The sequence below is a fragment of the Polynucleobacter acidiphobus genome (assembly GCF_003065385.1).
Taxonomy (GTDB): Bacteria; Pseudomonadota; Gammaproteobacteria; order Burkholderiales; family Burkholderiaceae; genus Polynucleobacter; species Polynucleobacter acidiphobus.
In genome coordinates, this window is the sequence record NZ_CP023277.1 from 442,052 (window position 1) to 466,831 (window position 24,780).

Annotated in this window: 27 protein-coding genes and 1 pseudogene; 22 read left to right on the top strand and 6 right to left on the bottom strand. The window is 48.0% G+C overall.

The annotated features are described in order from the left end of the window. Window positions 1–7 precede the first annotated feature (7 nt). The 12 genes and pseudogenes from hisC to cysM all read left to right on the top strand — a co-directional run bounded on the left by hisC (window position 8) and on the right by cysM (window position 12,345). Window positions 8–1,144 carry a histidinol-phosphate transaminase gene (gene hisC / locus AOC32_RS02380; RefSeq protein WP_108507955.1) on the top strand — a complete coding sequence of 379 codons (1,137 nt, stop codon included), beginning with the start codon at window positions 8–10 and terminating at the stop codon, window positions 1,142–1,144. Beyond that, window positions 1,141–2,010 (top strand): prephenate dehydrogenase, encoded by an 870-nt coding sequence (locus tag AOC32_RS02385; RefSeq protein ID WP_108507956.1) that lies wholly within the window; start codon window positions 1,141–1,143, stop codon window positions 2,008–2,010. The genes hisC and AOC32_RS02385 overlap by 4 nt, the downstream gene beginning before the upstream one ends. Beyond that, window positions 2,010–3,329 (top strand): 3-phosphoshikimate 1-carboxyvinyltransferase, encoded by a 1,320-nt coding sequence (gene aroA, locus AOC32_RS02390; RefSeq protein WP_108507957.1) that lies wholly within the window; start codon window positions 2,010–2,012, stop codon window positions 3,327–3,329. The genes AOC32_RS02385 and aroA overlap by 1 nt, the downstream gene beginning before the upstream one ends. Window positions 3,330–3,352: 23 nt before the next feature. Continuing rightward, entirely contained in the window at window positions 3,353–4,018 is a 666-nt protein-coding gene (cmk, locus tag AOC32_RS02395; RefSeq protein ID WP_108507958.1) for a (d)CMP kinase, read from the top strand. A gap of 107 nt (window positions 4,019–4,125) precedes the next feature. Continuing rightward, complete coding sequence (gene rpsA, locus AOC32_RS02400; RefSeq protein ID WP_108507959.1) at window positions 4,126–5,799, top strand: 30S ribosomal protein S1; 1,674 nt, start codon at window positions 4,126–4,128, stop codon at window positions 5,797–5,799. Between the two features lie 40 nt (window positions 5,800–5,839). Then, window positions 5,840–6,136 (top strand): annotated as a pseudogene (locus AOC32_RS02405) (integration host factor subunit beta); the annotation flags it as partial. A gap of 105 nt (window positions 6,137–6,241) precedes the next feature. Further along, window positions 6,242–7,453, top strand: coding sequence for a lipopolysaccharide assembly protein LapB (gene lapB, locus AOC32_RS02410; protein ID WP_108507961.1), 1,212 nt, complete (start codon window positions 6,242–6,244; stop codon window positions 7,451–7,453). 48 nt (window positions 7,454–7,501) lie between these two features. Beyond that, window positions 7,502–8,866 carry a UDP-glucose dehydrogenase family protein gene (locus AOC32_RS02415; RefSeq protein ID WP_108507962.1) on the top strand — a complete coding sequence of 455 codons (1,365 nt, stop codon included), beginning with the start codon at window positions 7,502–7,504 and terminating at the stop codon, window positions 8,864–8,866. 22 nt (window positions 8,867–8,888) lie between these two features. Then, the gene (rfaE1, locus tag AOC32_RS02420; RefSeq protein WP_108507963.1) at window positions 8,889–9,821 is read left to right on the top strand and encodes a D-glycero-beta-D-manno-heptose-7-phosphate kinase; all 933 of its coding nucleotides are present in this window, start codon (window positions 8,889–8,891) and stop codon (window positions 9,819–9,821) included. Next, window positions 9,818–10,837, top strand: coding sequence for an ADP-glyceromanno-heptose 6-epimerase (rfaD, locus tag AOC32_RS02425; RefSeq protein WP_108507964.1), 1,020 nt, complete (start codon window positions 9,818–9,820; stop codon window positions 10,835–10,837). Before rfaE1 ends, rfaD begins: the two co-directional genes overlap by 4 nt. Before the next feature lie 94 nt (window positions 10,838–10,931). After that, window positions 10,932–11,378: a ComEA family DNA-binding protein gene (locus AOC32_RS02430; protein WP_234409783.1), complete on the top strand. Its 447-nt coding sequence runs from the start codon at window positions 10,932–10,934 to the stop codon at window positions 11,376–11,378. 40 nt (window positions 11,379–11,418) lie between these two features. After that, entirely contained in the window at window positions 11,419–12,345 is a 927-nt protein-coding gene (gene cysM, locus AOC32_RS02435; RefSeq protein WP_108507965.1) for a cysteine synthase CysM, read from the top strand. On the opposite strand, the gene AOC32_RS02440 is transcribed toward cysM, so the two are convergent. Then, window positions 12,342–13,622 carry a lytic murein transglycosylase gene (locus AOC32_RS02440; RefSeq protein WP_108507966.1) on the bottom strand — a complete coding sequence of 427 codons (1,281 nt, stop codon included), beginning with the start codon at window positions 13,620–13,622 and terminating at the stop codon, window positions 12,342–12,344. The genes cysM and AOC32_RS02440 overlap by 4 nt on opposite strands. Window positions 13,623–13,707: 85 nt before the next feature. Here AOC32_RS02440 and AOC32_RS02445 point away from each other — a divergent pair, with 85 nt between their 5' ends. The 3 genes from AOC32_RS02445 to AOC32_RS02455 are packed head-to-tail and all read left to right on the top strand — an operon-like array spanning window position 13,708 to window position 16,357. Next, window positions 13,708–14,628, top strand: a complete 921-nt coding sequence (locus tag AOC32_RS02445) for a histone deacetylase family protein (protein WP_108507967.1) — start codon at window positions 13,708–13,710, stop codon at window positions 14,626–14,628. Window positions 14,629–14,678: 50 nt separating this feature from the next. After that, the gene (locus AOC32_RS02450) at window positions 14,679–15,428 is read left to right on the top strand and encodes an electron transfer flavoprotein subunit beta/FixA family protein (RefSeq protein WP_108507968.1); all 750 of its coding nucleotides are present in this window, start codon (window positions 14,679–14,681) and stop codon (window positions 15,426–15,428) included. Continuing rightward, window positions 15,428–16,357, top strand: coding sequence for an electron transfer flavoprotein subunit alpha/FixB family protein (locus AOC32_RS02455; protein WP_108507969.1), 930 nt, complete (start codon window positions 15,428–15,430; stop codon window positions 16,355–16,357). Before AOC32_RS02450 ends, AOC32_RS02455 begins: the two co-directional genes overlap by 1 nt. A 7-nt stretch (window positions 16,358–16,364) precedes the next feature. On the opposite strand, the gene AOC32_RS02460 is transcribed toward AOC32_RS02455, so the two are convergent. Both AOC32_RS02460 and AOC32_RS09900 read right to left on the bottom strand, forming a co-directional pair. Next, complete coding sequence (locus AOC32_RS02460) at window positions 16,365–16,820, bottom strand: hypothetical protein (protein ID WP_108507970.1); 456 nt, start codon at window positions 16,818–16,820, stop codon at window positions 16,365–16,367. Continuing rightward, window positions 16,817–17,497, bottom strand: a complete 681-nt coding sequence (locus AOC32_RS09900) for an META domain-containing protein (protein ID WP_108507971.1) — start codon at window positions 17,495–17,497, stop codon at window positions 16,817–16,819. The genes AOC32_RS02460 and AOC32_RS09900 overlap by 4 nt, the downstream gene beginning before the upstream one ends. Before the next feature lie 20 nt (window positions 17,498–17,517). On the opposite strand from AOC32_RS09900, the gene rpsP reads away from it, so the two are divergent. The 6 genes from rpsP (at window position 17,518) to AOC32_RS02495 (ending at window position 21,333) form a co-directional block, all read left to right on the top strand. Next, window positions 17,518–17,763 (top strand): 30S ribosomal protein S16, encoded by a 246-nt coding sequence (gene rpsP / locus AOC32_RS02470; protein WP_108507972.1) that lies wholly within the window; start codon window positions 17,518–17,520, stop codon window positions 17,761–17,763. 8 nt (window positions 17,764–17,771) lie between these two features. Continuing rightward, a complete protein-coding gene (rimM, locus tag AOC32_RS02475) occupies window positions 17,772–18,326 on the top strand; it encodes a ribosome maturation factor RimM (RefSeq protein WP_108509306.1) in 555 nt (184 codons plus the stop codon). A 17-nt stretch (window positions 18,327–18,343) separates the two neighbouring features. After that, window positions 18,344–19,096: a tRNA (guanosine(37)-N1)-methyltransferase TrmD gene (trmD, locus tag AOC32_RS02480; RefSeq protein ID WP_108509307.1), complete on the top strand. Its 753-nt coding sequence runs from the start codon at window positions 18,344–18,346 to the stop codon at window positions 19,094–19,096. A gap of 82 nt (window positions 19,097–19,178) precedes the next feature. Beyond that, window positions 19,179–19,577 carry a 50S ribosomal protein L19 gene (gene rplS, locus AOC32_RS02485; RefSeq protein WP_108507973.1) on the top strand — a complete coding sequence of 133 codons (399 nt, stop codon included), beginning with the start codon at window positions 19,179–19,181 and terminating at the stop codon, window positions 19,575–19,577. 71 nt (window positions 19,578–19,648) lie between these two features. Then, window positions 19,649–20,380 carry a CoA pyrophosphatase gene (locus AOC32_RS02490; protein WP_108507974.1) on the top strand — a complete coding sequence of 244 codons (732 nt, stop codon included), beginning with the start codon at window positions 19,649–19,651 and terminating at the stop codon, window positions 20,378–20,380. Continuing rightward, window positions 20,377–21,333, top strand: coding sequence for a CobD/CbiB family protein (locus AOC32_RS02495; protein WP_108507975.1), 957 nt, complete (start codon window positions 20,377–20,379; stop codon window positions 21,331–21,333). The genes AOC32_RS02490 and AOC32_RS02495 overlap by 4 nt, the downstream gene beginning before the upstream one ends. On the opposite strand, the gene rsgA is transcribed toward AOC32_RS02495, so the two are convergent. Together rsgA and AOC32_RS02505 are read right to left on the bottom strand one after the other, a co-directional pair. Next, window positions 21,278–22,273, bottom strand: coding sequence for a ribosome small subunit-dependent GTPase A (gene rsgA, locus AOC32_RS02500; protein ID WP_108507976.1), 996 nt, complete (start codon window positions 22,271–22,273; stop codon window positions 21,278–21,280). The two genes, AOC32_RS02495 and rsgA, sit on opposite strands and share 56 nt — an antisense overlap. A 13-nt stretch (window positions 22,274–22,286) precedes the next feature. After that, a complete protein-coding gene (locus AOC32_RS02505; protein ID WP_108507977.1) occupies window positions 22,287–23,537 on the bottom strand; it encodes a M48 family metallopeptidase in 1,251 nt (416 codons plus the stop codon). A gap of 15 nt (window positions 23,538–23,552) precedes the next feature. Between AOC32_RS02505 and orn the strand changes: the two genes are divergently transcribed. Further along, on the top strand, window positions 23,553–24,137 hold the full coding sequence (gene orn, locus AOC32_RS02510; RefSeq protein ID WP_108507978.1) for an oligoribonuclease: 585 nt from the start codon (window positions 23,553–23,555) through the stop codon (window positions 24,135–24,137). Here orn and mog read toward each other — a convergent pair whose 3' ends face one another. Beyond that, window positions 24,138–24,755, bottom strand: a complete 618-nt coding sequence (mog, locus tag AOC32_RS02515) for a molybdopterin adenylyltransferase (protein ID WP_108507979.1) — start codon at window positions 24,753–24,755, stop codon at window positions 24,138–24,140. Between the last annotated feature and the right edge of the window lie 25 nt (window positions 24,756–24,780).

Sequence of the window (24,780 nt, forward strand, 5' to 3'; positions counted from 1 at the left end):
CTGATTCATGACCAAAAAAATTGGCTTAGATCATGTGCATGCAATTGCACCCTATGTTGGCGGTAGACCCATTAGCGAGGTAGCGCGTGAGTTTGGTTTAGACGAAAGCGCGATCGTAAAGTTGGCCTCCAATGAAAACCCTTTAGGTATGCCAACGTCGGCTAAGGAAGCGATGTTGCGTGCTGCCAATGATCTGGGCCGCTATCCAGATTCCAATGGTTTTGAGCTTAAACGTGTTTTATCCAAGCGTCTGGGGGTTCCAGAAGACTGGATTACCTTGGGAAATGGTAGCAACGATATTTTGGAGCTCACCGCTAGAGCGGTAGCACATGCTGGCGACGCCGTCGTATTTTCTGAACACGCGTTTGCGGTTTACCCTTTGGCAACCCAAGCGATTGGCGCAAAAGCAGTGGAGGTTGCTGCCGATGCAGGGTATGGACATGATCTGTCGGCCATGCTGCAGACCGTGCAATCACTGGGGGAAACTGCCAAGTTAGTATTCGTAGCGAACCCAAATAATCCAACCGGTAGTTACTTGCAACCAAAAGCCATTGAAGCATTTTTATCTGCGATGCCTGCACATGTGGTGGTGGTATTAGACGAGGCATATAACGAATACCTTGCCCCAGAGCAGCGCTACGACGCAATTGCTTGGGTAAAAAAATATCCCAATTTAGTGGTCTCACGCAGCTTTTCAAAAGCCTATGGATTAGCAGGGCTTCGCATCGGATATGGTATCGCGCAACCCCATTTAACCGATTTGTTAAATCGAATTCGACAGCCCTTTAATGTGAATAGTTTGGCGCAAGCAGCGGCTATTGCCGCCTTGGGTGACGAAGCATTTTTACAGCAAGGCTATGAGTTAAATCGAGCCGGTTATCAACAGTTGACCCAGGCGTTTGATCAAATGGGCTTAGCCTATTTACCTTCATCCGGAAATTTTGTTTTAGTGAAGGTGGGCAATGACAACGAAGCCGGTGGACGCGTTAACCGCGAGTTATTAAAGCGGGGTGTGATTGTGCGGCCTGTTGGTAACTATGGGCTGCCACAGTGGCTCAGAATCTCGATCGGCTTGCCAGAAGAGAATGCTATTTGCATTCAAGCCCTCAACGCCATTCTGAATCAGTCACAGGGCAGCGCATGAGCCGCAATCAGTTTGGAACGGTCGCCATTGTTGGTGTTGGTCTGATTGGTGGATCGATTGGCTTAGCGCTTAAGAAGGCGGGGGTCGTTACTGAAGTGATCGGCGTAGGTCGAAGCGCAAGCAATCTTGAAGAGGCCAAAAAACTAGGCGCGATTGATCGTATTGATGACCTTGAGGGTGCAAGTAAAAAGGCCCAGTGGATTGTTTTGTGCGTCCCCGTTGCACAAATGCGCGCATGTTTTCAAACGATTGAACCGCATCTCAATCCGCACACATTAATTACCGACGCAGGTAGTACTAAAAGTGATTTGATTGTGGCGGCCAAAGAGGTTTTGGGCAAGAAGGCTTGTCAATTTGTTCCAGCCCATCCCATTGCGGGTGGAGCGCAGCATGGCGTGGTAGCAGCGAAGGCCGATTTATTTCAGGGAAAGCAAACCATTATTTGTCAGTTGCAAGAGAACTCCGCAGCGGATGTGGCTTTGGTCGAGAGTTTTTGGCAGGCATTGGGGTCGCGCATTAAACGGATATCGGCAATTCAGCACGATGCAATCTACGCAGCGGTTTCGCATTTGCCTCATTTACTGTCGTATGCATTAATGACAAGCGTGCTGAACTCCGAAGATGCAGATCAAAAGCTTGGTCATGCCGGCGCTGGATTTCGGGATTTCACGCGGATTGCTGCCTCGAGCCCTGAGATGTGGCGCGATATTTGCCTTGCTAATAAATCGGCGATCCTGAAAGAGCTAGATCAATACCTCGTGATTGCGCATGCTTTACGTGAGCTGATTGCTAAGGAGGATTCGCAAGCGCTTGAGAAAGTTTTTCTGAAAGCCAGTGAAGCTCGCAAACGGTGGGAAGAGTCGTAATGGCGAGTGAGTCATTGCAGATTGGACCGTTCCAAGGCGCCAAGGGTCAGATGACCCTGCCTGGATCAAAAAGTATTTCGAATCGCGCATTGTTGCTCGCTGCATTAGCAAGCGGTACGACTACTCTTAAGCAACTACTTGATGCCGATGACACTCAGGTGATGCGTAATGCCTTACGTCAATTGGGCGTGAAGGCTGAGGATCATGGTCATGATTGTGAGGTGACAGGTTGCGCCGGTGTTTTCCCAGTCAAGCGCGCTGACTTATTCATGGGCAATGCAGGAACTGCGATTCGGCCGCTCACCGCGGCATTAGTGATGCAAGAGGGTGAGTATCGACTCTCTGGAGTGCCACGGATGCATGAGCGACCGATTGGTGATTTGGTTGATGGACTTTCGCAAATTGGTGCGCAGATTGATTATGAGCAAGCGGTCGGTTATCCACCCATTCAAATCCATGCAGGTAAGCTTGCCTTACCTGAGGTGATTCGGGTTAGGGGCGATGTCTCCAGTCAATTTCTGACGGCTCTATTAATGGCGCTGCCTCTCCTAGCCCGTAAACCAATTCAAATTGAAGTGATTGGTGAGTTAATTTCTAGACCGTACATCGATATCACCATTCAATTGATGGCTCGGTTTGGTGTAGAGGTTAGCAATCCAACGCCCCAACAGTTTGTGATTGCGCCCACTCAAGCTGGAGTTGTGTACAAAAGTCCTCAAACACTCTGGGTCGAGGGTGACGCATCCTCGGCATCCTATTTTTTGGCAGCCGGCGTGCTTGGTCGTGGTCCAGTGCGGGTTCTTGGGGTTGGTAAGGCCAGTATTCAGGGCGATATTGCCTTTGCAGATGCCATCGAGCAAATGGGGGCAAGAGTGCTGCGCGGCGATGATTTTCTTGAGACGGGCGGTGTTGTTCATGCCGATGGAAGATTGCGAGGCATTACGATTGATTGCACCACAATCCCAGATGCAGCGATGACCTTAGCCGTGATGGCATTATTTGCTCAAGGAAAAACACGCTTAGAGAAGATTGCTAGCTGGCGGGTGAAAGAAACAGACCGAATTGCAGCGATGGCAACCGAACTGCGTAAATTAGGGGCAGTGGTTCATGAGGGTGAGGATTTCATTGAGATTCATCCATTAAGTAATGAGCAATGGCAGACCCCGCCGCAGGGAATCGATACTTATGACGATCATCGGATGGCGATGTGCTTCTCCTTAGCAGCATTCGGTCCAAAGCCAATGGTGATTAACGATCCTCAGTGCGTTGCTAAAACATTTCCGCATTACTTTTCAGAGTTGGCACGAATTACGTATTAATTTCCTATGAAGGAGTATTTGGGTTGAGCCTTCCCCCGGTCATTGCAATTGATGGGCCCACCGCCTCAGGCAAAGGGACGGTGGCAATGCAAGTTGCCAACCGTCTTGGCTTCCATTATTTGGATAGTGGCGCCCTGTATCGTCTGGTAGCGCTTGCCAGCCAACAAAAGGGTATTTCGCCATCTGATAGCCGCGCTTTGGGTGAGCTTGCCCTCGCCATGCGGATTGAATTTAAAAACGGTCTGATTTTTCTTGGAAATATGGATGTCACAGAGGCTATTCGAGATGAGTCCATTGGGGTTTTGGCATCCCAAATCGCGGTTTATCCAGAGGTGCGAGATGCCCTGTTGGCACTCCAAAAAGGGTTTCGGAGGCCCCCAGGCTTAGTGGCCGATGGCCGGGACATGGCAAGCCGGATCTTTACGGATGCCGTTTTAAAGGTATTTTTGACGGCCAGTGTGCAGGCTCGAGCGGAGCGTCGATATAAGCAATTGATCGCTAAGGGAATTTCTGCTAGAATGGATGTCCTTTTGCAAGATTTGCAGGAACGAGACGCTCGAGACATTCAACGAGCAACCGCGCCTCTAAAACAAGTTGAAGGGGCGCATTTGCTCGATACCTCGAACTTATCGATTGATCAGGCAGTTGAGCAGGTACTTTCTTGGTACCAAGAAGTAAATAGAAATTAGAAGTAGAAGTTGAAGTTTGGCGCTTAAGTTAGCACCTACGGTAAAAACCGCTAGCTTAAGTTTTATTAACCTAACCCGTCAGTAATTGGCGGCACAAAGTGAACCTCATGTCTGAATCTTTTGCAGCACTATTTGAAGAATCCCTAACTCGTTCTAATATGAAAACCGGCCAGGTTATTTCGGCCGAAGTCGTTCGTATTGATCATAATTTTGTGGTTGTAAATGCCGGCCTAAAGTCCGAAGCATTCATACCCGTTGAAGAATTCCAAAATGACCAGGGCGAACTCGAAGTTAACCCTGGTGATTTCGTATCTGTCGCAATTGACGCCTTAGAAAATGGCTATGGCGATACGATTTTGTCGCGTGATAAAGCAAAACGCCTTGCGTCTTGGATGAACCTCGAGAAAGCTCTTGAAGGGGCTGAGATCGTTACCGGTACGGTGACTGGTAAGGTGAAGGGCGGCTTGACCGTCATGGTAAATGGCATTCGTGCCTTTTTGCCTGGATCGCTCGTCGATACCCGTCCAATTAAAGATACCAGCCCTTATGAAGGCAAGACCATGGAGTTTAAGGTCATTAAGCTAGATCGTAAGCGTAATAACGTGGTTCTTTCGCGTCGCGCCGTGGTTGAAGCTAGCCAAGGTGAAGAGCGTGCGAAGATGATGTCTAACCTTCAAGAGGGTAGCGTTGTTCAGGGCACCATTAAGAACATTACCGATTACGGTGCATTCGTTGATCTTGGCGGTATTGATGGTCTTCTCCACATTACTGACTTGGCTTGGCGTCGTGTGCGTCACCCCAGCGAAATGCTGACGGTGGGTCAAGAAGTAACCGCTAAGATTCTGAAGTTTGACCAAGAGAAAAACCGCGTTTCATTAGGCATTAAGCAATTAGGCGACGATCCTTGGGTTGGTATTGCCCGTCGTTACCCACCCAATACACGCCTCTTTGGTAAGGTCACCAATCTGACTGATTACGGCGCGTTCGTTGAAATCGAGAGTGGCATTGAAGGCTTGGTACACGTCTCTGAAATGGATTGGACCAATAAGAATGTGGCCCCAAGCAAGGCAGTCGCTTTGGGAACCGAAGTAGAAGTGATGGTCTTAGACATTGATGAAGATAAGCGTCGTATTAGCTTAGGTATTAAGCAATGCAAAGCAAATCCATGGGAAGAGTTCTCGCGCAGCCATCAAAAGGGTGACAAGATCAAAGGGGCAATTAAGTCCATCACCGACTTCGGCGTCTTTATTGGCCTGCCCGGTGGAATCGATGGTTTAGTTCACCTGTCTGACTTATCTTGGAATGAGCCTGGCGAAGAGGCCGTTAAGGCCTTCAAGAAAGGCGATGAATTAGAAGCTGTTGTCTTAGCGATTGATGTTGAGAAGGAGCGTATCTCCCTGGGCATCAAGCAAATGTCAGGCGACCCCTTTAACAACTTTACGTCGACCAGTGATAAAGGCAGCATGGTGACTGGTACCGTGAAGAGCGTTGATGCTAAAGGTGCTGTGATTGCCCTCGCTGATGAGGTCGAAGGTTATCTGCGCGCCTCAGAGATCTCAACCGATCGGGTTGAAGATGCACGCAATGCGCTGAAAGAGGGTGATTCTGTTACTGCCATGATCATTAATATCGATCGTAAATCGCGTTCGATTAATTTATCGATCAAGGCAAAAGATAGTGCTGATCAACAAGATGCCATGAATAAGTTACAGGGTGATGCTGGCTCTGGTACAACCAATCTTGGCGCCCTGTTGAAGGCGAAGATGGATAATCAAAGCTAAGGTGATTCCGCCACCCCTTGGGTGGCGGGCTAATTAGACTATGTCAGATCAAGAGCACCAAGCGATAACCCGTTCTGAGCTGGTTGAGAGCCTTGCGGAGCAATTTCCGCAACTCTTGCCTCGCGATGTGGAGCTAGCAGTAAAAACCTTGCTAGACACCATGACCCAAGCCTTAGCTGAAGGCAAGCGTATTGAGTTACGTGGTGTGGGCAGTTTTGTTTTGCATCATCGACCTGCTCGTACTGGACGCAATCCAAAATCGGGTGAGAAGGTCCTTATTCCAGAAAAGCGCGTCCCCCATTTCAAGCCAGGCAAAGAACTCCGTGAGCGCGTTGATTACAAGCCGCTCGATCAAAAAATTATTCTTGACTCAGGTAGCTCGGGTGCCTAATTCTGTAGTGGCAGATCTCCTAGGGATCTAAACTATTCATTCGCCACTGAAATGATTCAAATTGAAACCGGTTGGTTACTCCTAATCCCCATCTTCTTCGGTTTGGGTTGGCTAGCCTCTCGTTGGGATCTGCGTTTAGAGGCGCGTCAAGATGAGCGTGAGCGACTAAAACAACAACGCTCAACGTTTAAGGGTTTGAACCTATTGCTCAATGAGCAGCCCGATCAGGCGATTGAAACCTTGGTCAAGGTTGCCCAATTGGATCCAGAGACAGTGGATCTGCATTTTTCATTAGGTAATTTGTTTCGCCGTCGTGGTGAGACCGAGCGCGCGATTCGCGTTCATCAACATCTGGCCAACCGTGAAGATCTGAAACCGCGTGATCGAGATCATGCCGCATATGAGTTAGGCCGGGATTTCTTGCGTGCCGGTCTATTGGATCGTGCTGAGGCGTCTCTCAATCAAGTCGGTGCTGGCAAATATGCCATACCGGCCAAAGAAAGTCTTCTCGAGATGTATCAAATTGAGAAGGATTGGAAAAAAGCCATTATTGCTGCCAATGAACTTCAGGGTTTGCAAGATAAAAGCCATCAATTGGAAATTGCGCAGTTTTATTGCGAGATTGCGCAAGAGGCGCTGCGACGCACTGATTTTCCTGAGGCTGAGGGGGCGATCCATCATGCCCTATCTGCAATTCCAAACCATGCTAGAGCCTTAATCTTGCAGGGTGATTACTATTTGGCCAACGAGCGCCCCCAGCAGGCGATTGATGTTTGGGCAATTGTGGCGAAAGAGAATCCTGCCTATATGCATTTAGTAGCCGATCGGTGGATGGCTGCACATCATGCTGTCAACCAAGTAGATCTTGGTTTAGATCAATTACTCGCTCTCCTCAAAACTCAAGCCATTGGTGAGCTCTTGGACATCGTGCATAAGCATATGATGCAAATTCGGGGGGCTCAGGCGGCTGAAGCCATGTTGGTCGATGTCATGCAGCATTCTCCGACGCTCAGTGCTTTATCGAAGCTGGCGGAGACTCGTTTAGCCTTGGCAGAAGTTACTGGTCCAGAGACACGGGTGGCGGATTTAAAGTCAACACTTGGCTTACTTAAGCAGCGGACAACTGCTTTGGCACGGTATACCTGTGGAAATTGTGGATTTCGGGCAAGGCGTTTTTATTGGCAATGTCCTGGCTGTAATCATTGGGAGGCATACTCACCCCGACGCACTGAGGGCGCGGTTCCGAGTGGTCCGTCAATGTAATTAAGCACGCAAATCATCCAGTTAATATTCGACATTTGGGGATAAAGATTGAAAGTTACCATTGTTGGCAGTGGCTATGTGGGTCTGGTTACCGGGGCGTGTCTAGCCGAACTCGGTAATACCGTTTTTTGTTTAGATCTCGACCAGAAAAAGATCGATATCTTAAATTCGGGCGGCGTTCCAATATACGAACCAGGATTGCAGGAGATGATTGCCCGTAATCGCGCAGCTGGACGCATTCAATTCTCGACCAATGTGGCAGCGGCTGTTCAACATGGTGAAATTCAGTTTATTGCGGTGGGTACACCGCCGGATGAAGATGGCTCAGCCGATTTGCAGTATGTGATTGCTGCAGCACGTAATATTGGCAAACATATGAATGGCCCTAAGGTCATCGTCGATAAGTCAACGGTGCCGGTTGGCACTGCTGAGAAGGTGACCGAAGCCATCACCGAAGAATTAAAAAAGCGCAATTTAGATCCTGCATGGTGCTCAGTGGTCTCCAACCCTGAGTTTTTGAAGGAGGGTGCTGCGGTTGAGGATTTCATGCGCCCCGATCGCATTGTGATTGGTACTCATCAGGATGCCGCAGGACTGCGCGCCAAAGAATTGATGCGCAAACTTTATGCTCCATTTAATCGTCATCACGAGCGCACCTATTACATGGATGTGAAGAGTGCTGAGCTCACAAAATACGCTGCTAATGCAATGCTGGCTACCCGCATCTCCTTTATGAATGAGCTTGCCAATTTAGCGGATGCGGTTGGAGCTGATATTGAGGCCGTTCGCCAAGGGATTGGTTCAGACTCACGGATTGGCTATGGATTTTTATACGCAGGAACGGGCTATGGAGGCTCTTGCTTTCCAAAGGATGTATCGGCCTTGACCAAAACTGCTTTACAGCATGGGCGTGATTTAAAAATCTTAGAAGCTGTCGAGGCAGTGAATCGCCAACAAAAAACGATCTTGATTGAGAAGATCACCAAACGTTTTGGTGACGATCTTTCGAATCATCGATTTGCGGTATGGGGTTTGGCTTTTAAACCTAATACGGATGATATGCGTGAAGCACCCAGTCGTTTCATTATTGCAGAGTTGGTCAAGCGTGGAGCACAGGTGATGGCTCATGATCCTGTTGCAATGCCTGAGGCACACCATGCCTTTGAGATCGATTTTCAAGGAAAACCCGATCAACTTCAAAAAGTTTCCTTAGTAAAAACTCCGGAAGATGCCTTAGCAGGGGCTAGCGCACTAATCATTGTGACCGAATGGAAGGCATTCCGTAGCCCTGATTTTGATCATCTAAAGCAGGCGATGAGAAACCCGATCATTTTTGATGGGCGTAATCTGTATGAGCCCCAGTCGATGACTGAGCTGGGTTTTGAGTATTACGGGATTGGTCGGCATAATTGAGCTATAAATTGAATCTAAAGTAATGACCGAGAAAGCCGATCGAACCCAATTTAGTAAAGCCCGCCTGTTGGTGGTGGGTGATGTCATGCTTGATCGCTATTGGTTTGGTGATACCAGTCGCATATCGCCTGAAGCCCCAGTTCCTGTGGTACAGGTTAGCAAGATTGATGAGCGTTTGGGGGGCGCAGCTAACGTGGCCCGCAACGCCTCTGCGCTAGGAGCGCAAACCAGCCTTCTGGGGGTGATTGGAGTCGATGAGGCCGGCAAACGTGTGGAGGCCCTATTGCGAGATAGTGGTGTGCACAGCTGCTTACAGGCGGATTCACAAGTACCCACGACCGTTAAGTTAAGAGTGATTGCCCGGCAGCAGCAACTGATTCGTTTGGATTTTGAGGAGACCCCGAGTTCGGGTTCACTCGCTCAGAAGCTCAAGCAGTTCGAGGCACTATTACCCGAGACCGATGTGGTTATCTTGTCCGATTACGGCAAGGGCGCGTTGGAGCAAGTGGCCAGTATGATTGCTTTAGCAAGAGCGAATCATAAGATTGTGTTGGTCGACCCGAAAGGTGATGCGTATGCGAAGTATCGGGGTGCAACAGTGCTTACCCCCAATCGAAGTGAATTGCGGCAAGTGGTTGGAGCATGGTCCAGTGAAGCGGAGCTCACCCAAAAAGCTCAAGCCTTGCGAGAACAGCTTCAGGTTGAGGCTTTGCTCTTAACTCGCTCTGAGGAAGGCATGACATTATTTACATCAGCGGGTGCAAGTCATGTACGTGCGCAGGCCCGCGAGGTATTTGATGTATCAGGCGCTGGCGATACCGTCATTGCTACTCTGGCAGTAGCCTTGGCAGCCAAATGGCCCTTAGAGCGTGCGATGGCCCTAGCCAATCGCGCTGGAGGAATCGTAGTCGGTAAACTGGGAACAGCAACCGTTTGTGCAGAGGAGCTACAGTGACCTATATCGTGACTGGTGCCGCCGGATTTGTGGGTGCGAATATTGTTCGTGCTTTGAATGCCCGTGGTGAAAAAAATATTATTGCCGTCGATGATTTGCGACCCGCAGATAAATATCGCAATCTAGCTGATTTGGATATCGCCGATTACATTGATAAGAATGATTTTTTAGAAGGCTTTCATGAGGGCTGGTTTGGCAAAGTGAAAGCCGTATTTCATGAAGGCGCTTGTTCAGACACGATGGAGACCGATGGGGTTTTCATGATGAACAATAACTATCAATACTCCATCAATCTCTATGAGATTTGCACTGACCAAAAAGTTCCATTTCTTTATGCATCATCGGCTGCGACCTATGGAGGGTCCGATACGTTTGTAGAGGATCGTCAATATGAGAAGCCTTTAAACATTTATGGCTACTCAAAATTTCTGTTTGACCAATACATGCGTGCTCGGATGGCTGAAAAGGCGCCGACGGCTCAGGTGGTCGGCTTTCGGTATTTCAATGTATATGGCCCACGCGAGTCCCATAAAGGGAGGATGGCCTCGGTCGCATTTCATCATTACCATCAGTTCAAAAAAAATCAAACGGTCAAATTATTTGGTGAATATGGCGGCTATGCACCCGGTCAGCAATCGCGGGATTTTGTATCGGTTGAGGATGTAGTGAAAGTGAATCTCTTCTTTTTGGATCATCCAGAAAAAAGTGGTATTTTTAATCTCGGCACAGGTCGCGCTCAACCCTTTAATGACGTTGCACTGGCAACTGTAAATACCATGCGTAAACTAGCCAATCAACCAGCGTTACCATTGGCAGATTTAGTGCAGCAAGGTTTGATTCAATACATTCCGTTCCCAGACGACTTGCGCGGCAAATATCAGTGCTTCACCCAAGCGGACCTGACGCAATTAAGAGCTGCAGGTTACTCGGGAGACTTCTTAGATGTTGAGCATGGTGTCAGTCAATACATTGCCTGGCTATCAGCAAATTCTGATTTTTTAGCAAATCCCCTCTAGACCATTTATTTCGTCAACCCAATCGACCATTGGGCGTTGAAGAAGGCCATGACACATTCGTCATGGTTTGTTCATCAACCTCAAAGGAGAAATTATGGGTTTATCAACTCTGTTTCACACATCTGCTAATGTCTTATCCAAACGATCGATGATTGGCATGATGGTTTTGGCGCTCGCACTTCCTCTTAGTATGTCGCTTGCAAATGCCGCTCCAGTCAATGTCAACTCAGCCAGTCAGACCGAGTTAGAGAGCATTCGTGGACTTGGGCCATCAAAAGCGAAGGCAATTATTGCTGAGCGAGAAAAGGGCGGTGCATTTTATGATTCATATGATTTGCAATCACGGGTTCGAGGTATTGGTGAGCGCTCGGTTAGTAAATTAATGGAGAATGGTTTGAAAATCGAGGGTCAAAGCGGATACCGTGAGACAAAAAGTGGCCCACGCTCAGAGGCGCGTTCCACAAAAAAGAACCCCAAGTATCAAGCTAAAGCGTCTGCGGCGGAGAACGAGCGGTCGACTGGTTCGCGTCAGCGCTATTGAAATCAGCGGTATTGGGTGAAGTTATCGCTAAAATAACTCCATGACCCAATCCAATCCATCTGCGGCACTCTATCCAACGATTTCTCAAACCATTGGTAATACTCCTTTGGTTCGCTTACAGCGTATTCCTGGCGTGGAGAACGAGCGGCGCGGTAATGTGATTTTAGGTAAGTTAGAAGGTAATAATCCAGCCGGGTCGGTCAAGGACCGACCCGCGCTCTCCATGATTAGGCATGCTGAGTTACGTGGCGATATTAAGCCTGGCGATACCTTAATTGAGGCAACGAGTGGTAATACCGGTATCGCGATCGCGATGGTTGGGGCGATGTTGGGCTACAAAATTATTTTGGTCATGCCTGAAAACCAAAGCCTTGAGCGTCGACAGAGTATGGCTGCATATGGTGCAGAACTTATTTTGACCTCAAGTTCAGGCGGGATGGAGTTGGCTCGCGATTACGCAGAGCAATTGCAAAAAGAGGGTCGCGGCAAGCTATTAGATCAATTTGCTAACTCAGATAATCCGCGAGCTCATATTGAGACCACGGGTCCTGAGATTTGGCGTGATACACACGGGCAAATTACCCATTTTGTTTCTGCGATGGGTACCACGGGAACGATTACTGGCGTATCGACCTATCTAAAGTCCATGAATCCAGAGATCCAAATTATTGGTGGACAGCCTGAAGAGGGCTCGCAGATTCCTGGAATAAGGAAATGGGCACCTGCCTACTTGCCTAAAATCTACCAAGCTGAACGTGTCGATCGAATTGAGTATGTGACCCAGGCGGAGGCGGAGGAAATGGCCCGCCGTATGGCTAAAGAGGAAGGTATATTTTGCGGCGTGTCAGCTGCAGGCGCTCTGGTGATCGCATTGCGCGTTGCTCAAACGGTTGAAAATGCCACGATTGTATTTATAGTGTGTGATCGGGGCGATCGCTATTTGTCAACGGGCGTATTTCCAGCCTAATTACTTGGCTTTGGCGGCTTACTCGATTTCTTCGCTTTACTATCTTTCTTGACTGCTTTAGCTGGCGTGGATCGATTTTTACTAGCGGGCGCAGGCCCTGGTTTCTCGATTTGGTCACGTGCAAGCGCACTTTTGTTTTGATACCCTAGCGCCTGTGCAAATTCAGCAACACTTTGGGCATAAAAGTAACTACGGTTGTAGTTCACGATGCTGAGGAAGTTTTGGAGTCCAACAACATAAAGGATATCGGGCTCCTGATTGACTCCGGGCGATGGCAAATCAACAATCAAGGCTTTACTGCCAGGCTCAACCCCGCCTTGCAGAAGATCACCATTGCTGGGCTCCAGAATACCGAGTTGAATTAACTCTGCAACAGTAATTTTGGCAATCGGCTGGCCATCGGCTAGCTCAATAATTTTTGCCTGGGTTTGCTCATTTTGAATGACAGGAAAGTAGATGGGCATACCAGGTTGCCAGCCATGCACTTTGAGAAAGTTGGCTACGCTAAAGATTGCATCACGCCGACTATTGCGAAGATCAATTACGCCATCCCCATCCCCATCGGTGGCAAATTGCAAAATACTTCCAGGCATAAACTGGGGAAGGCCAATTGCACCTGCATAGGAGCTACTTTGATTGAGGCAGCGATTAAAGGCATCCTGCCGATTCTTGGCTTCTTGCCAGCACAAAATAATGAGGTCTTTCAGTTGATTCTGAAAAAGCAGCTCACGCGCTGCTTGATTAGGAGCCTCTGGGTAGTCAAAAGCAAGCGTACTTAATACGTCCTTGACCCGAAAGTTTCCCATTTGTCGACCATAAATCGTCTCCACCCCAATAATGGCCGCAATGACTTGGTGAGGAACTCCAGATTCCGATTCGGCAGCTTCTAGAGCGGCACGATTTTGCTCGATAAAGGTAAGGCCAGCCCGAATGCGAACCGATTCAACAAAGCGCGAACGGTATACCCGCCAGTTTTTTTGAAAGCTAACGGGTGGGGGAGCAACTAATTTTTTGACTTGAGATAAGTTTTGAACATCTTTAAAGCCGCTATCCAGAAATACCAAAGGGATGTTTTGCTGCCGAGAAACCTGATCAAGAAGCTCCTTGAGTGAAGACGGATCTCGTTTAGCGCTGGATATAGTGGATTTGCCAGTATGAGTCTCTACTTCGTTATTTGTAGGTTGTTGATTGGGTGTTGTGGTTGGTTGGGTGGGCGATGCGCAGGCACCTAACAAAACCGTTAGTGTCAGGCTGGATAAAAACGGTAGAAAGTTCAAGATCGCGCTAAGATAATAAAAAGATAGTATTTTTAATACAAATTCACACTAAGTATAGTTAGTTGTTATTCGATAAGAGACAAATATGAGCACAGCCTACATTAGCCATCCCGATTTTATGAAACACGAGATGGGCCGCCATCATCCAGAGTGCCCTGAACGAATTGCTGCGATTGAGGATCAGTTAATTCAGAGTCGTCTTGATGCGCATCTGAAGCGGATTGATCCACCGCTTGCATCGGACGCTGATATCACACGAGTACATAGCGAAGATCATTTGGCATTTGTGAAGAGTAAGGCTCCGAGTAGTGGCTACTCGATGATTGATGGCGATACCATCATGAACCCAGCAACGTTGACAGTCTCCTTGCGTGCAGCCGGCGCAGCAATAGCAGCAGTCGATGCCGTGATGCAAGGTGAGGTCAATAATGCTTTTTGTGCGATTCGCCCTCCGGGACATCATGCTGAGCCTCATCGCTCAATGGGATTTTGTGTATTTAATAATGTGGCAATCGCGACACGTTATGCGATCGAAAAGTATGATTTAGACCGAGTGGCCGTGATTGATTTTGATGTCCATCACGGTAATGGCACAGAGGCTGCATTCATCAATGACCCGCATATATTAATGTGTAGTTTCTTTCAGCATCCCTTTTACCCCTACAGTGGTTTAGATGGCGGGGAAAATATGGTCAATGTCCCACTGCCGGCAACCACCAATGGCAAGATCGTCCGTGACATGATTAGTAAAACCTGGATTCCACGACTTGATGAATTTAAACCCCAGCTGATTATTATTTCAGCGGGTTTTGATGCTCACCGTGAGGATGATTTGGGCCAAATGGGTCTGGTTGAAGACGATTACGTATGGATGACCAAGCAGTTAATGGAGGTTGCCAATCGCTATTGTGGCGGCAAGATTGTGAGTTGCCTTGAGGGTGGATACAACCTCTCGGCATTGGGCCGCAGCGTTGCTGCCCACCTGAAAACCTTGGCCGAGATTTAATCTGAATCACGATAAAATAGAGGTTTAGATAAGTAAAAAGGTTGTCTTTCATGAAGGTTTTGGTCGCAGTTAAGCGAGTGGTCGATTACAACGTGAAGGTTCGCGTCAAATCGGATCAATCGGGGGTGGACATAGCCAATGTCAAAATGAGCATGAATCCCTTTGATGAAATTGCCGTTGAAGAGGCGGTTCGACTCAAAGAGGCTGGCCTTGTTACAGAGATTATTGCTTTTTCAGCAGGCCCCCAAGCATGCCAAGAGACCTTAAGAACTGCCTTGGCGATCGGTGCAGATCGCGCTATCTTATGTGAGACCGATATCGAATTGCAGCCTCTGGCAGTCGCTAAATTACTTCAAGCAATCTATTCCAAAGAGCAGCCTCAGCTCATCATTATGGGTAAGCAGGCGATTGATGATGATAGTAACCAAACCGGCCAAATGGTGGCCGCCTTACTCAATCTTCCCCAGGCAACATTTGCTTCTAAGGTGACCATTAGTAATGGGCAGGCATCGGTCACACGTGAGGTTGATGGTGGTCTTGAGACCGTTGCAGTTTCTTTACCTGCGGTGATCACAACCGATCTTCGCTTAAATGAGCCGCGCTACGTCACTCTACCCAACATTATGAAGGCCAAGAAAAAGCAGTTAGATATCGTAAAGCCTGATGATCTAGGAATTGATATCACCCCGCGGCTGAAAACCATTCGGGTCGAGGAGCCGCCAAAGCGCTCAGCAGGTATCAAAGTACCCGATGTGGCAACTTTGATTGATAAATTAAAAAATGAAGCAAAGGTACTGTAATGACTGCACTGGTTCTAGCTGAGCACGATCAGCAATCATTAAAAATGGCCACGCATCATGCGGTAAGCGCTGCCAAGCAGTGCGCCAATGCGGTCGATATTTTGGTAGTGGGCCATGATGTGAATGCGATAGTCCAGGAAGCCAGCAAGATTGAGGGGGTTGGAAAGGTTCTTTATGCCAATGCACCGCATTTTGCGAATCAGTTGCCAGAGGCGGTTGCGGAGCAAATTCTTGCCCTTGCTTCTAGTTATGACTATTTTTTGGCACCTGCGACGGCACACGGTAAGAGTGTGATGCCCCGGGTTGCAGCCAAGCTGGATGTTGCGCAACTCTCCGATATCACCAAGGTTGTATCCGCCGATCAATTTGAGCGGCCCATTTACGCGGGTAACGCGATTGCGACGGTACAAACGATTGACCCTAAAAAGGTAATTACGGTACGGACCACGAATTTTGATCCTGCCGAGACTAGTGGATCATGCGCTATTGAATCAATCTCTCCAGTAGAGCCATTTACTGCTAGTCAATTTGTGGGTCGCGAGTTAACCAAATCGGATCGTCCTGAGTTAGCTGCTGCAAAAATTATTGTTTCTGGTGGTCGTGGACTTGGCTCTGCAGAGAAATACAAGGAGTTGATTGAGCCATTGGCAGACAAGCTTGGCGCTGCTCTCGGCGCTTCCCGTGCCGCAGTGGATGCAGGTTATGTACCCAATGATTATCAAGTGGGTCAAACTGGGAAAATTGTGGCTCCACAGCTTTATATTGCGGTAGGTATCTCTGGAGCAATCCAGCATCTTGCTGGCATGAAGGACTCCAAAGTGATTGTGGCGATTAACAAAGATCCTGATGCTCCGATCTTTGGAGTCGCCGACTACGGATTAGTTGGCGATTTGTTTACTCTTGTGCCTGAGTTAACTGCCTCGATCTAGGCCCAACTTATTGGCTGAGCTTTTTGGCCTCTTCAATTTGGTAGATAAAGAATTGTTCAAAGCCAATAGCCAGAAAGCTCATCATGACCCCTGCGCCAATCACCAGCGAGAGGATTACGCAAATCACGACAGGCCAACCCGATTCCGTTTTTTGTTTACCTTGAAATGAAGCATTAAATTGCGCATCCCACTTCTCATCGGGACGTAATCCAAACACAATCGTACTTAGCCAACTTGCTTCTATGGCAATAAACCCAAGAACAATTAATACCCAGGCTGCTGCAGAAGACTCTGGGCTTGTATTTAACAGCATAAAACCCAGAATGCCCGCGATTAGGGATGCAAACTGAATCCATGCCCAAAAATTTTTGATACCGAGCAAATAAAAGCAATTCAATCCAGTTCCTGGAAGAAAAAGTCCCAGCGCAGAAAATAGTAATTTGGACCGAAATGGAGTGCTCATGGATTGCTTCGTTGGATTAAGTTAAAACCTAATACTTCGCGGTTGGGTCCAATGATAAGTAAATAATTACCATCCCGTGCAATGCTTCGGTAATCCCTCAGTAAATATAAGAAATCGCGTTCAATATCCTCACGATTTGAAGCGCAGGCCATGCGAGTGGTGGCGATCTGTTCAATTTGAAAGCCCCGAGGATCTTCGATGATTTGGGCAGTGAAGCGATTGCAGCCACTATAACCACTCATTCGACTCTGGCTAAATTGCAAACTAATTTTTGGCCCACCATCATTGGGCATCGTACGAAGACGAACCTCACCCATACTGTTGGGTGTCATATTCCAGCGATTTAGTTCCCATTGAGTGCCAACCAGTTCGGAATAGGGTGGGGTCGTTTTCCCAGGGCAGGGCGGCACTATATTGGCGCAACCGATCAAAAAAATTGGAGATGAACTGATGAGCCCTATTAGCCTTCTCCTGGATTGAGAGATCTGTAGCCCGGAGTTTTTTATATAAGCGATTGATTTATATGTATTTTTATTGGTCACGGTCAATAATCTTTGGTGAAATGATGGAGTTTTTTGGGTATTTCGTCTAGAATATGAGGTTTTCTGTGGTCGTCGCACTCGTTGGTCAAAAACCCTTTTGAGCAACGACGATTCAGTCAACCATTTTGTAATCATTTGATTTTAAGGAAATACCTATGGTCGTCATTCGACTTGCCCGCGGCGGTTCTAAAAAGCGCCCTTTTTTTAGCATCGTTGCTACTGACAAACGCAATCGTCGCGACTCGAATTTCATCGAGCGCTTGGGTTACTTTAATCCCCAAGCTTCTGAAAAAGAGCAGGCAATGCGCCTTTCTCAGGACCGTTTAACGTATTGGTCCGGCGTTGGTGCGCAAATTTCGCCAACCGTAAAGCGTTTGATCAAGGATCATCCAGCGGCCTAAGCTTGGCCATGATTGAAGGGGGAGTGGTGAGCGGTCATCAGCCCCCATCTGATTTGATTGAATTGGGTATCGTCTACGATGCTCAGGGCCTAAAAGGCTACATCAAAGTCCGCCCGTACTCCCCAGACCCGATTGCTCTTTTGGCTTGTAAAGAGGCTTACGTACAAGGCCCTCACTCTGCTGCACTTCCCGCTATTTACCGCGTACAAAGTGCAAAAATTCATTCTGGTTATGTGGTAATGCTGTTGGATGGCATTTGTGATCGGGATGCTGCGTTAGCTCTTAAAGGTCAGACGGTTTTGCTCCCAAGAAAGGCATTTCCAGAACCTGAGCAAGATACCTATTACTGGATTGATTTAATTGGGTGTGAGGTTTACAACGAGCAGGGGATTCGTCTAGGCAATATTGAGGACATGGCTGAATTCGGGGCTCATCCAATTATGACGATTGGCAGTGAGCTGATTCCCTTTGTCCCTGCGATTGTCAAATCGGTTCAGTTGAAGTCGCCTGACTTACCCTCAGGCAGAGTCGTGGTGGATTGGCAACCCAATTGGAGTCAATGAGCATGGATGCGACCAAGATGAATTTTGATGTGTTGACACTTTTTCCTGAGATGTTTGCTGCTCTCACGCAATATGGGGTGACCGGCCGCGCCTGTGAGCAAGGGTTAACTTCTGTAACTACTTGGAATATAAGAGATTTTTCTGAGGATTCCCGAAAAACGGTCGATGATCGGGCTTATGGTGGTGGTCCTGGCATGGTGATGATGGCTAAACCCTTAGACTCTTGTCTTGAGGCTGTGGGCCGCTCCCACCTCAATCAAGGAATTAATCCCGGGCCGGTTTGTTTATTGAGTCCCCAGGGAGAGCAATTTTCACAAAAGTTAGCGACAGATATGCTCAGTTATCGACAATTAACCCTAATTTGTGGTCGATATGAGGCTATTGATCAACGGTTTATTGACGACAAAGTGGATCTTGAGATCTCAATTGGGGATTTTGTCGTCTCGGGGGGTGAATTGCCCGCCATGATCCTCATGGATGCTGTAATCCGCTTAATTCCGGGGGCTTTAGGGGATGAAGACTCAGCTCTACAAGATAGCTTTATGAATGGCCTTTTGGACCATCCCCATTACACCCGTCCAGAGGTTTATGGAAATAAATCGGTGCCAGACGTGCTTTTGGGCGGACATCACGCTAAAATAGTGGATTGGCGTCGGCAAAAGTCTTTGGAGCTGACGCTTAAGCGCCGCCCAGATCTCATTATCAAAGCGCGTGCAAATGGGTTGCTAAGCCCCAAGGATGAGGCGTTTTTAAAGACGCTTGAGTCTTAAAGGGTTTTGCGAAATTAAATTGCATCCTCTATTGAGTCCACTGATGTGGAATTAACGTCAATACGATGCCAAAGGAGTTGAAATGAATTTGATTCAAACGATTGAGCAAGAAGAAATTGCTCGCCTAACTGCCAACAAAACGATTCCGAGTTTTGCTCCTGGCGATACCGTTGTTGTTAGTGTGAATGTAGTTGAGGGTACCCGTAAACGCGCTCAGGCATTTGAGGGTGTGGTGATTGCCAAACGCAATCGCGGTCTTAACTCCAGCTTCATTGTTCGTAAGATTTCATCGGGTGAAGGTGTTGAGCGTACATTCCAAACCTACTCACCATTGATTGCTAGTATTGAAGTGAAGCGTCGTGGTGATGTGCGTCGTGCTAAGTTGTATTACTTGCGCGATCGTTCCGGTAAGTCGGCGCGTATTAAAGAGAAGTTAACTGCCCGTGCTAAAGAGGTCGTTGCTGAGCAAAGCGCTGAGTAATTAATCTGACACCAGCAATCAAGGCGACTTCGGTCGCCTTTTTGTTTATTTAAATCACCTAAAATGATGGCATGGTTAATTCGTCTGCATCCATCCGAAAAAGCTTAGCAGCGCCACCAGGTTTTAATCCACGAAGCGTACCCATTGTGCAGCGCTGCGAGGATCAGGTGCGGGTGGCTGAGCAACGGTTTGATGCCAATGTTCTACGACGGCATTTTGCTACTCCACCACCCTGGACCCTTGAAATTACCGATGAAAATCGGTATGTGTTGGCGAGCAATATCATCGCGCAACGCGAGGCGGAAGGGTTGATAACAGAAGCGGCTATTTTGTTACCACTCGTAATGCAGCCAAACGGCTTAAACGTTCTTTTAACGCAGCGAACTGACCATTTGCATGATCATGCTGGGCAAATTAGTTTTCCTGGCGGTCGCAAGGATTATGCGGATGAATCAATTATTACCACCGCATTGCGCGAAAGCGAGGAAGAGATCGGCTTGCCCAGTGATCATATTGATGTGATTGGGACCATGCCGGAGTATTTGACTGTGTCCGGTTATCGCGTGACCCCCGTAGTTGCTTTGGTTGAGCCCCCTCATGCATATCGTCCAGACCCATTTGAAGTGGCGGATGTTTTTGAGGTTCCTCTGCCATTTCTGATGAACCCAGCGAATCACGAGATACGGGTGTGGCATAGTGATGAGGGTTCGCGGCGGTTTTATGCCATTCCGTATGCGGATCGCTTTATTTGGGGCGCTACTGCTGGGATGTTACGAAATCTATATCATTTATTAAAAGCATGACCTTTTTCTCAATTCTCTTCGCTCTCATTGCCGAGCAATACCGGCCCGTTACCGCATCGCATTGGATTCGGAGGATGAGTGCCACATGGCTCGATTGGGTTGCTAAAGAGTTTGGTGGCAAATCCGAGCAGGGTGCAACTCCCGTGGGCGCCCGTTTGGCCTGCTTGGTTGGATTTGGCTTACCAACGGTGTTGGTATTCGCAGTCTATGTATTTGCATACATCGTGAACCCATTATTAGCATTTGTCTGGAACATCATCATCGTGTATTTGTTCTTCGGTTTTCGGCAATTTAGCCACTCATTTACCGAGGTCCATGAATCGATTCAAAATCATGATCTTCCTGCCGCGCGGCTTGCGCTCCAAGCGTGGGTGGGTGATGAGTTTGATACCTCGCATTTATCCGAAAGTGAGATCATCGCAATTGCTCTAGAGCGAGCCATTATTGGGGCTCATCGCCATGTATTTGGGGTATTTTTCTGGTTCTTAATGCCAATTGGCCCCGCCGGAGTTGTTTTATATCGGCTCGCAGATAAGGCGAGTGAGCGTTGGGAGAAGTTTGGTCTGAATTTATCTGAGGCGGCAAAACATTTTTTCTTTATTTTGGATTGGGTCCCAGTTCGCCTCAGTGCGATTAGCTTTGCTATCGTGGGTAATTTTGAAGATGCCATTTATGCATGGCGCAACTTAACTGGTAAGTGGGCAGATCCACTCTCTGCTGTTTTATTGGCTTCAGGTAGTGGTGCGCTCGGTGTTCGTTTAGGAGAGCCTCTGCGAGAGCCAACCAGTGATGAGGCGTTAGCACGTGCTGAGGCCGGTGAGCCACCCATCTACGAAATTGGTCATGAGCCTAGCGAGCGATCCATGCGCTCGGCAATCGGGCTGGTGTGGCGCGCTCTTATCGTTTGTATGGTGGTTTTAGCGATGTTGACCATCGCTCTTTGGCTGGGCTAATCCCCTGGATCTGAATATCGGCTGTCCTCGAGTCTGAGACCAGCTGTTTAAAGAGTGCCAAGCGCTCGCCTGCAATGACTCCTGCTAAGACGGCCGCTTGAACCGCACAATCAGGCTCATTATCGTGTTTGCAATTATGAAAGCGACACTGACCCAAATAAGGTTTGAACTCCCGAAACGCATGCTGTAACTGACTCTCCGATACATGCGCCAGGCCAAATTCCTGAAAGCCTGGTGAGTCAATGATCGCTCCCAAACCATTTGCATCGCGACCCCATTCTGGTAGATCAAAATAGCGGCAGGCTGTGGTGGTGTGTTTACCGCTATCCAGTTTTTGAGAGTATTCTTGGGTGACAGCAGCTGCATTGGGGACCCAGGCATTCAGAAGTGTTGATTTGCCCATGCCGGATTGACCGACCAAAACCGATACTTTGCCCTTTAAGAGGGGCATTAGCGCGTCGAGCGATTGGGGATTAAATTTTGCAGAGACTTCATGCACCGCGTAACCCATCGATTTATATGGGGCAAGCTGATCACGTGCCGCTTCAAGCTTATCGTGCAGGTCGCATTTGTTCAAAATGATATGAAGATCAATTTGATTTAGTTCAGCCGCAATCACGGCGCGTCCAAGAAGATCGGGCGAGAATGCGGGGGCGGTTGCTAGAACAATCAGTATTTGATCAACATTGGCAGCAATGCTTTTACTCTTAAATGCATCTGAACGATAGAGCAAATTCTTGCGAGGTTCAATCTCCAGAATACGGGCCTGATCCGCCGAGGTAGTTTCTAAAATCAACCGATCACCCACTGCCCCAAGGTGTTGTTTACCAGGAGCACTCACATGAATGAATGGGCCATGATGGGATCCATCGGCCTCAATCCGTTGCGCCAAGTAGTGCCTGCCATACGAAGCGCTTAGAAGGGCACGAAAAGGACCCATTACCGAATATCACTCATGCAAATCGTTGTAGATGCGCAATCCGCAATGGAGCGGGAGGGTGAGAACTATAGAAAGCCGTATAGATTGGATCGGGAGTGAGGGTAGAAGCATTATCTTGATATAGCTTCACCAAGGCAGAGATCAGGGCGCTTGCCGATGACTTCTGGGCTGCAAAATGATCTGCTTCGTATTCATGTTTACGCGAAGCAAGACTTCCTAGTGGCGTGAAGAAAAATCCAAATACAGGCGCCACCAGCATAAAGAGGGCAAGGGCTAGACCGCCGTTATAACCATTGAGATCGGGGGTTACGCCCAGACCAAAATAGAACCAGGGCTGTGAACTAATCCATCCCAAAATGGCTAGCATGACAAAACTGAGAGCAAATGAGACCAGTAAACGCTTACGGATATGTTGACGCTTGAAATGACCTAGCTCATGCGCTAAAACAGCCTCCACTTCTAGAGGCTCTAATTTTTCAATCAGAGTATCAAAAAAGACAATGCGTTTGGCTTTGCCGATGCCCGTGAAATAGGCATTGCCATGGGCACTTCGTTTACTACCATCCATAACGAAAAGACCTTGACTAGCAAAGTCACAACGTTTTAAGAGTTGCTCGATTTGGGCTTTGAGGGGACCATCTTCGAGCTCCTTAAACTTGTTGAATAAGGGCGCGATTACCGTCGGAAAGAGCCATAGCAGTAGGGCATTAAATAGCGTCCAAACCACCCAAGTCCACAACCACCAATACGAGCCACTAGTTGCCATGAGCTCGAGCACCACCCAGAGGAGCGGTAAGGCAAGCGCAGCCGCCAAAGCAATTCCTTTGAGGGTATCGAGCCAAAAGAGGCGTGGAGTCATTCGATTAAAGCCAAAGGCTGCTTCAATCCCAAATTGTTTTTTCCAGGTAAAGGGCAAATCTAAAATGCCGGAAATGAAGGCCAGAGAAACTAAAAGAAGGATTTGCTGGGCAATACCAGGCCCCATAACGCTCAATAGGGTTTGATTGAGCCACTCCAAGCCCCCCAGCAAGGTAAAGCCGATCAACACAAATGTACCAAAGGCATTTTCGAGAAGACCTAAGCGTAATTTAGCAATGGTGTAATCAGCTGCTTTTTGATGATCAGCCAAAGAAACTCGGGAAGCAAATTCATTCGGTACACTAGCGCGGTGGAGAGCGACGTGGCGTATCTGTCGCATGGCCAACCAGTGGCGCATACCGACGCTTAACAGGAGGGCGGCAATGAAGATCAATGTAAAGGTCATGAAAGTATTATAGAGATGAGTGAACAAACGAAGCACACCGCTAATGGGAATGATCCTCTAGTTTGGGTCGATATGGAAATGTCGGGCCTAAAGCCCGATAGCGACCGAATCTTAGAGATCGCGATGATCGTCACTGATGCTCACTTAAACGTAATAGCCACAGCGCCGGTATGGGTTGTTCACCAAACTGATGAGGTATTAAATGGCATGGATGCCTGGAACAAAGGAACGCATAGTAAATCCGGTCTGGTCGATAAAGTGAAGGCTTCCTCGCTAAGTGAGTCGGAGGTTGAGCAGCAATGCATTGCCTTTTTAAAGCAATATGTAAAAGCGAATACTGCGCCAATGTGCGGTAACTCAATTTGCCAAGATCGGCGCTTTATGGCTCGATATATGCCTCAGCTTGAAGCCTATTTCCATTATCGAAATGTTGATGTTTCAACCGTTAAAGAATTGTCAAAACGTTGGCAGCCTAATTTGGTAAAAGGTTTTGAAAAGCAACAGGCCCACACAGCATTGGCCGATATTATGGAATCAATCGAGGAGCTAAAGTACTACCGAGAACATTTTTTTCGGATGCCTGTGCCAAGTAGTAATTAACTACTTCTTTTTCTTAGGCCTAAAGGCTTTAACAATGGCCTCATCGGTTTCGATGCACGGCCCACCCATGAGCTCTATGCAATACGGTACAGCTGCAAAAATCCCATGAACTAAGACTTTGCCCTCGGGGTCCTTCAAACCTTCCAAGGTTTCTTGAATGGATTTAGGTTGCCCCGGAAGATTGAGGATCAGGGCGCTATGACCTTCAATTTCTCGTAGGACAGCCACTTGTCTTGACAAAATTGCGGTGGGTACAAAGTGCAGACTAATTTGACGCATTTGCTCGCCAAAACCAGGCATCTCCCGAGTTCCCACTTCTAGAGTTGCCTCTGGGGTGACATCCCGGCGTGCGGGGCCGGTGCCGCCGGTGGTCAAGACCAGATCACAGCCCATTTCATCAACGAGTTCAATCAAGCTTGAGGTGATGTGTTCTATTTCATCGGGGATTAGTCGCTCATGGAAAACAACCGGCGTGGTGATGGCGCGCGCTAGCCAACTTCGCAGGCTAGGAATGCCCTCATCGACATAAACCCCTTGACTGGCTCGATCTGAAATCGAGACCAAGCCAATTTTGGCTTCATTGGGAAAACTGCGTTCAAAAGGGCTTGGCTGCTTCATACTTCTATTCTAGCTATCATTAGAG

What these genes read in the sequence shown, in the direction of transcription:
- AOC32_RS09900 (WP_108507971.1), bottom strand. Translation starts at nt 17,497, where the DNA reads ATGATTACAAAATGGTTGACTGAATCGTCGTTGCTCAAAAGGGTTTTT.
- AOC32_RS02495 (WP_108507975.1), top strand. Translation starts at nt 20,377, where the DNA reads ATGACCTTTTTCTCAATTCTCTTCGCTCTCATTGCCGAGCAATACCGG.
- mog (WP_108507979.1), bottom strand. Translation starts at nt 24,755, where the DNA reads ATGAAGCAGCCAAGCCCTTTTGAACGCAGTTTTCCCAATGAAGCCAAA.
- AOC32_RS02505 (WP_108507977.1), bottom strand. Translation starts at nt 23,537, where the DNA reads ATGACCTTTACATTGATCTTCATTGCCGCCCTCCTGTTAAGCGTCGGT.
- cysM (WP_108507965.1), top strand. Translation starts at nt 11,419, where the DNA reads ATGACCCAATCCAATCCATCTGCGGCACTCTATCCAACGATTTCTCAA.
- aroA (WP_108507957.1), top strand. Translation starts at nt 2,010, where the DNA reads ATGGCGAGTGAGTCATTGCAGATTGGACCGTTCCAAGGCGCCAAGGGT.
- rimM (WP_108509306.1), top strand. Translation starts at nt 17,772, where the DNA reads ATGATTGAAGGGGGAGTGGTGAGCGGTCATCAGCCCCCATCTGATTTG.
- AOC32_RS02385 (WP_108507956.1), top strand. Translation starts at nt 1,141, where the DNA reads ATGAGCCGCAATCAGTTTGGAACGGTCGCCATTGTTGGTGTTGGTCTG.
- AOC32_RS02455 (WP_108507969.1), top strand. Translation starts at nt 15,428, where the DNA reads ATGACTGCACTGGTTCTAGCTGAGCACGATCAGCAATCATTAAAAATG.
- AOC32_RS02430 (WP_234409783.1), top strand. Translation starts at nt 10,932, where the DNA reads ATGGGTTTATCAACTCTGTTTCACACATCTGCTAATGTCTTATCCAAA.
- rfaE1 (WP_108507963.1), top strand. Translation starts at nt 8,889, where the DNA reads ATGACCGAGAAAGCCGATCGAACCCAATTTAGTAAAGCCCGCCTGTTG.
- orn (WP_108507978.1), top strand. Translation starts at nt 23,553, where the DNA reads ATGAGTGAACAAACGAAGCACACCGCTAATGGGAATGATCCTCTAGTT.
- rsgA (WP_108507976.1), bottom strand. Translation starts at nt 22,273, where the DNA reads ATGGGTCCTTTTCGTGCCCTTCTAAGCGCTTCGTATGGCAGGCACTAC.
- trmD (WP_108509307.1), top strand. Translation starts at nt 18,344, where the DNA reads ATGAATTTTGATGTGTTGACACTTTTTCCTGAGATGTTTGCTGCTCTC.
- rplS (WP_108507973.1), top strand. Translation starts at nt 19,179, where the DNA reads ATGAATTTGATTCAAACGATTGAGCAAGAAGAAATTGCTCGCCTAACT.
- AOC32_RS02450 (WP_108507968.1), top strand. Translation starts at nt 14,679, where the DNA reads ATGAAGGTTTTGGTCGCAGTTAAGCGAGTGGTCGATTACAACGTGAAG.
- lapB (WP_108507961.1), top strand. Translation starts at nt 6,242, where the DNA reads ATGATTCAAATTGAAACCGGTTGGTTACTCCTAATCCCCATCTTCTTC.
- rpsA (WP_108507959.1), top strand. Translation starts at nt 4,126, where the DNA reads ATGTCTGAATCTTTTGCAGCACTATTTGAAGAATCCCTAACTCGTTCT.
- AOC32_RS02445 (WP_108507967.1), top strand. Translation starts at nt 13,708, where the DNA reads ATGAGCACAGCCTACATTAGCCATCCCGATTTTATGAAACACGAGATG.
- rpsP (WP_108507972.1), top strand. Translation starts at nt 17,518, where the DNA reads ATGGTCGTCATTCGACTTGCCCGCGGCGGTTCTAAAAAGCGCCCTTTT.
- AOC32_RS02460 (WP_108507970.1), bottom strand. Translation starts at nt 16,820, where the DNA reads ATGAGCACTCCATTTCGGTCCAAATTACTATTTTCTGCGCTGGGACTT.
- AOC32_RS02490 (WP_108507974.1), top strand. Translation starts at nt 19,649, where the DNA reads ATGGTTAATTCGTCTGCATCCATCCGAAAAAGCTTAGCAGCGCCACCA.
- hisC (WP_108507955.1), top strand. Translation starts at nt 8, where the DNA reads ATGACCAAAAAAATTGGCTTAGATCATGTGCATGCAATTGCACCCTAT.